General features: G+C 39.0%; 1 protein-coding gene. It reads left to right on the forward strand.

The window, feature by feature from the left end:
* The coding region (locus ACRCJ0_RS16830) for a CpsD/CapB family tyrosine-protein kinase (RefSeq protein ID WP_431391304.1) at nt 1-493 on the forward strand (493 nt) is incomplete at its 5' end.
* Between the last annotated feature and the right edge of the window lie 308 nt (nt 494-801).

Genomic DNA, 801 nt, shown 5'->3' on the forward strand with positions numbered 1-801 from the left:
GGTAGACGCTGATTTACGTAAACCAACAGTAGCCAAAACATTCAATATCAACACAACTGTTGGTTTGACAAGTTTACTAACAGATCGTGATGCAAACATCATGGATACTGTAAACTATGTTGCGGATGCAAATATTTACGTTTTAGCAGCTGGTCCAATTCCACCAAACCCATCTGAACTATTAGGTTCAAACCGTATGGCTGAATTAATCGGCGAATTAGAAGAAATGTTTGACTTAGTTATTTTTGATACACCACCGATCCTAGCTGTTACCGATGCACAAGTTGTTGCAACGCGTGTAGATGGTGTCATTGTGGTTGTTCGTTCAGGAATTGCAAACAAAAACGAAGTACGCAAAACAAAAGATTTATTGGACGTGGTAAATGCCAACGTGATTGGTGCCGTATATAACGGTGAAGATGCCAATAAATTGGGTTATGGTTATGGTTATGGCTACGGTTATGGCTATGGTCAAAGCGAAACAAGCAAATAATAGATTTCAAACTAAGGGATAGGGTTTCGGCTCCATCTCTTTTTTTGCGCTTGCGAATCGCTTTAGTCAAGAAGGCTAGGGATTTCGATTGTTTTTTGGATGGCTTTTGATAATGCTTTTGATTCTAGGTGTGTTATCCTAGGCGAAGAAGTAAAAAAATGTGAATTTAGGCAAAGGAGAATGTACGAATGGATTATAGACGATTTGGTGATGTGTTAGTTGTACGACTTGATAGAGGCGAAGAGATTATTACTACTTTGGCAGAATTGGCTAAGCGTGAGAAAATTTCTTTAGCAACTGTTCAAGGG

The organism is Aerococcus sp. L_32, from assembly GCF_050689315.1.